We start from the raw sequence: 7,317 nt of genomic DNA, 5'->3' as shown, positions 1-7,317 counted from the left end.
TTTAAAAGTCTATTTTCCATCTCCATTTAAATCTCCTCCTCAAAAGGAGATTTAATTCTGGATTTATGCTTTGTAAAAATCACTTATTGGGAGGACACTGTCCGATTGATAAACCTTTATATCTGACAATTCTATTTGAGAAAAGAATCCAGGTAAAAGATCTCCAATAGAATTATGACCAAGGCCAAGAATGGATTTTCCTTTTTCACAGGTGAGAGCAAATTGAATTCGTTTTAATTTTATTTCAATGGGATCATCAAAAGAAATTAAATTTTCAATTAAATTCGAAGCAGCATTATTCGGTTCTGCGACGACTAAAAGTCCTCCTGGTTTTAAAACTCTTTTCATTTCTTTAAGTATTTTAATAACATCTTTTATATGAATTAATACGGTTTGGCATGTTACCATATCGAACGTATTATCTGGAAATGGAATTTGATCTGCAAAAGCAACATAATAGTGAAAACGTTTTTCTAGTTCATATTTATTTGTTATTTGTATTGCATTTTTAATAGATGCGGGTTCCATATCTATTCCTGAAATAACACATGTTTTAGATAAAAAAGGACTGAGAACTCTTCCCCAATGACCAATACCGCAACCTACATCTAAGACTGAATTTATCTTATCTAGGCACCATCGTTTTGCCATAAGCTCGATAAAATCTTGGTTCCACCAAAAGTTACGATATTCACCAAAGAAATCTTGGGAATGAGGCTTCTTTTCTTCGTAAAGAGACATATATACCTCGTTAATCATATTTAATTTAATTTAATTTAATTTGAACATTTGATAAAAATATTTGCATAACCTCTATTATACCAATGCTTAAGATTTAAAATTGGTTTTAAAATGGAGTTTTGAAAAAGATAAAATTCATTTTCATAAATAGGGATAGATCTTGATAAATAGACAGTTTTACAGTGGTCTTTATAGAAATTTGTTTTAACAAAGTCAATGTTATTCTTGTCTAAGTATAAATAATTATAATAATATTTATCTTTATTTTTAAAAAGATGAATATATTCTTCGTTAGAATTTAATAAAATAAAATTATGCTGATTTTTAATATAAAAATAGCGATATAAATCACATTTTGAATCTTTAGTTTTGTCATCGCATTGAATGTCTTTGTTAAATCCGTAATATTCAGAAGTTTCTACATTTTTATCTAAAAATTCTAGAGCTTTTATGTCATGATGTTTGAATCTTTGAGCAAAAGTATTTAAAAATCCAAATGAAATATTTTCAACTTTGTAAATTGTAAAGAAAAGTATAAGACAGCTATTTATAAAAATTACAATGAATGAAATATTAAAAATTCTTTTTAGAGATTTCAGTGCGAATAAATATTTTTGATATTTCATGTTATCGTCTATGATTTGATATAAATATAGAATAGACTGGCATAATATAGGAACCATTAAAATGAAAATGGGAAATAAAAATCGTTCCTCTTTATGCCCAATAAGGCTGTGAAAACCAACAAAACTAAGAAATGACCATAATAAAATACTTTTTCTAAATTTTATAATAGAAATAAAAATACCTAATATTATAAAAAATCCTAAGGGAGGTGCAAAAAAATCAGATAGAATATTTATATAATAATAAAAAGGTGAAACACCAAAATTAGCAGCAACTCCTTTTAAAATATTGTAATCAAAATAATTCCAAGGTGAGAATACAAATTTTCTATAACAATAGCTATCTATGAGAGTGCCTAAAGAAATACAAATTCCAATAGCGGAAAAGTAAGTTAAAATAAATTTAAACTTTCTCTTACTATTGAAAAGGATCCATAATGCAAAACCTATTATAAAGAAGGCACTTTGAAAGCGAGCTTCAAAAGCAAGTCCAGAAAAAAGACCTGACAAAAAAAGACCATAATGATGAAAAGATAGATTTTGTTTTAATTCTGAAATATGAAATATTTTATCTTTAATAGAAAAAATAAAGGTAGAAAAAGAGAGTAATATAAACGTGGAAGAAATGTTTTCAGATGAGGTTCTTGCAGATAAAAAGGGGAAGATATAAAATAAAAATATAATTCCTGTTGATATTTTCCATATTTTATTTCCATTAAAAATTTTATATAATGCCAAAGTAAATATACATTGCCCAATAAATGCAAATAAACAAGATTCAAGGCGTATTAAAAAACTTATAAAAAAAGGATCATTCAAATTAAAAAAAAGGGAAAGTAATTTTAAACTTAAGAAATAGGAAAAAGGTTGAAACCAAGGACGTATTTGAGATTGATATTCCCAAACCATTTTATCTGGGGATGTATTGAAAGTTAAATTATGCATAAATTCAAGAATTTGATAATGCTCATCTTGTTGGAAATAACCTAAAGTACTATAAGCAGATAAAATATTTGCAAATAAACCTAAAATAGCAATAAAAAAAAAGTATTTTTTATTTGAGAGTTTAGAAAAATAATGATGTAACATCAAATCCTCTGAAAATAAGAATAGTATAAATTTAATTAATAAAGATGAAAATTAAAATGAATTCAATCACGATATGATGACAATAACTTTTTAAACTCTTCCATTTCATCCCATGTATTATAAATATGCGGAGATATTCTAATACCATAATTTTCTTTTCTATCAACATATACATTATTTTTAAGTAAATAGTCTAATAAATTTTTATCATTATTTGACTTTATGACGAGAGTTCCTCCACGTTGGTTTGGCTCAATAGGAGAAATGACATTGATATTTTTAATATGAACAATAAAACTTATTAAGGAATCGATATATTTTTGATTTATATTGTATATTTCTTCAATCCCTATTTTTATTATTTTACGAATACTTTCTGTTGCCAGTATCATTGGCAAAATATTTGGAGTTCCATCTAAAAATTTACTTGCTGAATTTATGAATTTAAAATCGTTTATGTCTTCCGTAAAGATATTTTCTAATGAAAACCAGCCACAAGAATTATTGGTTAAATCTTCAATCCTTTTTTCATTTATCCAAATAAAACCAGCTCCAGACCCACCACAAACCCATTTTATACAGGAGCCCATAATAAAATCACAGTTTAAATTTTTTAGATCAATGGGAATCATTCCAACAGATTGGGCTATATCAATGACACAAAAAATATCTAGTTCCCTGCATTTGTCTGCAATTTGATGAATTGAATTTTTATAAGAAGTGGAATATGTTGTATGTGATATAACTGCTATATGTGTATTGATATCCAATTCTTTTTCCCAATGTTCAAATGGAACTTTTCCATTGTTACTTTTTATTATTTTAATTTCATAATCATTTTGAATGAATTTCTTTAAAATAAGAATAATAGAGGGAAATTCTAAATCACTAATAAGTATTTTTTTTCTTTTTTTTCGTTTTGGCAAAGAAGACAATATTTTTATAAAACCAGTAGAAATATTATTTTGATAACAAAATTCATTTGCTTTCCCATTTAATAACAAGGATAAAGCTTCGTGATATTTTGAAATTGAAGGTAGCCAATCCTCCCAAGCGAAACCCCCTTTTTTTTTCCAAGAATTAAAATACTCATTTTTAACTAATTCTTGTTCATAACTTAAACATCCTACAGAGTGGTTTAAAAAATAGATACCATCAGGTTTTATGAAGTTACTTATAAGATTATGATCCATAAATTTAATAGCCTTGTCTTCTTTTTATTAAAATAATAATAAACAATTATTTTAATGATATACTATTTGAAATTGATTTATAATAATTTTTTTAAACGATTTTAGTTTATATTAATTGACGCTTGAATTTTCAGATAAACTATCTCTTACAATACCGTATTGAGTTCCCCATTCGGAAGTCATTTTTGATCGGACATCCCACAATTCAGGAAATAGAGAACGTGCTATTCTGCTTGTAAGATTTGTAACAACATTTCCTTTCATGGAGTGTGCTTGTAAGCCAATACTTCTACCTATTAATTTCATGTGAAAATAAAGAAATTTATTGTAGAGATCATCGAGTTCTAAAAAAGATTCCGCTATCATAAAAGCATCACATTGTTTATATTCTGTATTATAAATTTTATGAAGGTTATCCGTATTATCATTTAAATATAAAGATTTATAAGAGCGCCATAAATAGGGAGCTATCCTTAAAAAAGATTTAAATCCTGGGGAGTCTTGACCGCTCCCATTTCCTAACTTTAGTCTAATGTCTTGATATTCTCTTGGAGACATGGGGTATAATAATTCTATTGTAGTTAGCAGATTTTTTTGAGCTTTATGCGCTCTACTAAAATTACTTAATATTCTATTTGTATTTTTATCTAATATATATTTATTTATTTCTAATAAGGAATGATTTAAGGATTTAAAAAAAAGTTCTTCAGCTTGGTGGACTAATTGAAAATGCAATTCATCAGGGTTGCAAAGCTCAGGATAAGTAGTTTGTAATGATAATAGTTCTTTTGTTTTTAAATATATTTCATAATCACTATTTCCTTCACCTACCATGATATTTGCAATATCTTCATAATGAAGTTCATTGTTTTTCATATAAGTCCCTTTAAAATATTTTATAAATATATATGTTAATATATATTTTGTTTTTTAAATTCTTAATCCATTCGATCACATTAAGTGCAAGGTAGAATTTATATCATATTTTTAATAAAAGGAAATCAAATTTTATAAAATTTGATTTCCTTTAAAAATTGCAAATATTGAAAATAGATTACCAAAAATTACTTAAATAAATGATTTATAAAATAAGCCATTTTATTATTTTAAATTTGAATAAAGGAAGGAATTCATTAGAAATTAATTTTTATTTCCACGCCAATGCTCTGCTAAAATAACACTAGCAGCACAAGCAATATTTAAACTTTCCACATTTCCTGAACTTGGAATACGGACTGTTTTATCACCCGCTTTCATTAAGGGTGCGGTAATTCCATTTCCTTCAGAACCAAAAACAACAAGCATTTTTTCTGGTAATTTTTCTTCATAAATAGATTTACCAGTATGGCTTGAAGTTGTTAATACTTTATAATTATTTGCTCTAAAACCTTGTACTGCTTTTTCAAAATTATCAGTAGTAATTACTTTAATCCATTCTGCGCCGCCTTCGGAGGTTCTATATGCTGATGCATTTAAAGCGGCTTCTGTATTTGATAAAAGAATAGCGTCTACCCCAAAGTTTGCACATACACGCATAATTGCGCCTAAGTTATGTGGGTTTTGAACATTTTCAAGAGCAACAACACAGCCTGTTTTTCCTGTTGCCATTTTTTCATTTAAGTAGTCTTGATAATTTTGTGAAGGCATTTTTTTAATTAAAAAGCACACACCTTCATGGTGGTTGGATTCTGATACTTTGACAAGTTCTTCATTAGAAAGAATACGATAAGCAAGTTTTTTCTCGGAACAATATTTTAATATTTTATTAAAATCTTTAATATTTTCATCTGTTAAATAAACACGAATGATATCATGAGGTCTTTTGTCAAAAAGCATTTTGCATGCATGAATGCCGCAAATTTTCATTTCAACATTTTTACGTGCTTTTGGAATTTTTCTATTTTCTCCATGTCTTTCTAGTGCTTCAGGTTCGTCAGAAGTTTTTTCGATTAATGGATTTTCTCTCTTTTTAAATTCAAGTTTATTTTCTTTAAATTCAGGCTTTTTTTTATTGTATTTAAATTTTTCTTTTTTTTCCAATTTTATTCTCCATTGTAGCTTATATACTCAAGTGATTCACCTTGAGGTAATGTTTCAACTCTTGTTAACTTATTCGAGATTATTTTTGATCTGTGCGATGCTTCTCCAATTTGTTTACTTGCTTCATCAAGTTTTTCTTGTGTTTTCTCGAGAAGCTCGCCAAATCGATTAAAATCTTTTTTAATCGTACCTAGCAACTTTCGTATTTCATTTGAGCGCTTTTCAACAGCAAGAGTTCGAAATCCCATTTGTAAGCTATTCAAAAGTGCTACTAGGGTTGAAGGCCCTGTGATAACCACATTGTGTTCTCTGCGCAGGTTCTCCTGCAAACCATTAATCCTTAAGACCTCAGAATACAATCCTTCTGTTGGCAAAAATAAAATGCCAAAGTCTGTCGTGTATGGAGGATCGATATATTTCCCTTTTATCTCTTTTGCAAAGAGTTTTATTTTTAATTCAAGCTGCTTTATTGAATTTTTTGTATCCTCAGTATTCCCTAATTCGGTAGACTCTATAATTCTTTGATAGTCTTCAATTGGAAATTTAGAATCGATAGGTAGCCAAAGCGGGGTTTTATCATCCTCATTTCCTGGGAGTTTTACGGCAAATTCAACAATAGCATTGCTGCCTTTTTTGGTTTTTACATTCCGCTCAAATTGCTCTGGAGTTAAAAAATCGCTTAAAATTCTATCAAGTTGCTCTTCTCCAAAAATACCTCTTGTCTTTATATTGCCTAAAACTTTTTGAAGATTATTGACTTCTGTTGCCATTCTTTGCATTTCACCTATGCCTAAGTTGACTTGGTCAAGTCTATCACCTACTAGTTTGAAAGATTGATTTAAACGCCTTTCAAGAGTTGAATTTAGTTTTTCATCAACAGTCATGCGCATTTGTTCTAATTTAATTTCATTTTCTTTTCTTAAATTTTCTAATTGGTATTCTAAAGTGTTTCGAACGTCTTTTATGCCATTTAAATTATTTAATGTTAAATTATTTAAGTGTAAAGCAAAATTTTCAGAGATTTCTTGTCTTGTATTTTTTAAATTTAGCATGAATTCTTCTCTATTTAATCTCATTTCTTCTTTCATCAAATTGGCAATTTTTAAATCTGTATTTTCTATTTTTTTAAATAAATCTTTATGTTTATAAATTATTTGTATCCAATAGATAAAAAATGCAATTAAACTGATGAGAAATATAGAATTATTAGATATATAAGCCATTTATTTATCCCCAATTATTTTTAATAAAAATATAAATTTTAGAGACACCTACATCTCTGATATTTTGCCATAAAAAACAGCATACCATTGAAGTTCTCATTTTGACGCTATAAGTCTTTTGTCATGCGGCGAGTTATCCACTTTCAATGTGGATAACTTATTTTGGATTTTCTTTAAATATGCCTCTTTTTTAGATTATTTAACTAAAAACTAAGATGCTGATTAAAATTGACAATTATGTTTTGTCAGGTGAAGGATGATAAATCAGAAGGGAGGGGGTTATGGTGCGCCAAGATAAGTGCGTAAGAACCAGTGAGTGCGAATCTCACCCACGTAAAGATTAGCCATCAGCGTGGAAGTAAGCAGTGCGATTAATAAGGTAACAAATTAATTGAAGCCATTGTG

General features: G+C 27.8%; 6 protein-coding genes. All 6 read right to left on the bottom strand.

Annotated features, from left to right (window positions below; genetic code table 11):
- Positions 1 to 63: 63 nt before the first annotated feature.
- Positions 64 to 741 carry a class I SAM-dependent methyltransferase gene (locus ACIQ56_RS12625; RefSeq protein ID WP_397601418.1) on the bottom strand — a complete coding sequence of 226 codons (678 nt, stop codon included), beginning with the start codon at positions 739 to 741 and terminating at the stop codon, positions 64 to 66.
- Positions 742 to 776: 35 nt separating this feature from the next.
- Positions 777 to 2,456 carry a hypothetical protein gene (locus ACIQ56_RS12620; protein WP_397601417.1) on the bottom strand — a complete coding sequence of 560 codons (1,680 nt, stop codon included), beginning with the start codon at positions 2,454 to 2,456 and terminating at the stop codon, positions 777 to 779.
- A gap of 62 nt (positions 2,457 to 2,518) precedes the next feature.
- Positions 2,519 to 3,649 (bottom strand): aminotransferase class V-fold PLP-dependent enzyme, encoded by a 1,131-nt coding sequence (locus tag ACIQ56_RS12615; protein WP_397601416.1) that lies wholly within the window; start codon positions 3,647 to 3,649, stop codon positions 2,519 to 2,521.
- A 111-nt stretch (positions 3,650 to 3,760) separates the two neighbouring features.
- A complete protein-coding gene (locus ACIQ56_RS12610; protein ID WP_397601415.1) occupies positions 3,761 to 4,525 on the bottom strand; it encodes a tryptophan 2,3-dioxygenase family protein in 765 nt (254 codons plus the stop codon).
- Positions 4,526 to 4,789: 264 nt separating this feature from the next.
- Positions 4,790 to 5,689, bottom strand: a complete 900-nt coding sequence (locus tag ACIQ56_RS12605) for a TrmH family RNA methyltransferase (protein WP_397601414.1) — start codon at positions 5,687 to 5,689, stop codon at positions 4,790 to 4,792.
- A gap of 2 nt (positions 5,690 to 5,691) precedes the next feature.
- Positions 5,692 to 6,912 carry a DNA recombination protein RmuC gene (locus ACIQ56_RS12600; protein WP_397601413.1) on the bottom strand — a complete coding sequence of 407 codons (1,221 nt, stop codon included), beginning with the start codon at positions 6,910 to 6,912 and terminating at the stop codon, positions 5,692 to 5,694.
- Positions 6,913 to 7,317 lie beyond the last annotated feature (405 nt).

It is taken from the genome of Silvanigrella sp., assembly GCF_044369315.1.
Lineage (GTDB): Bacteria > Bdellovibrionota_B > Oligoflexia > Silvanigrellales > Silvanigrellaceae > Silvanigrella.
The sequence above is the reverse complement of the archived record's forward strand: the minus strand, read 5'-3'. Positions and strand labels throughout refer to the sequence as shown.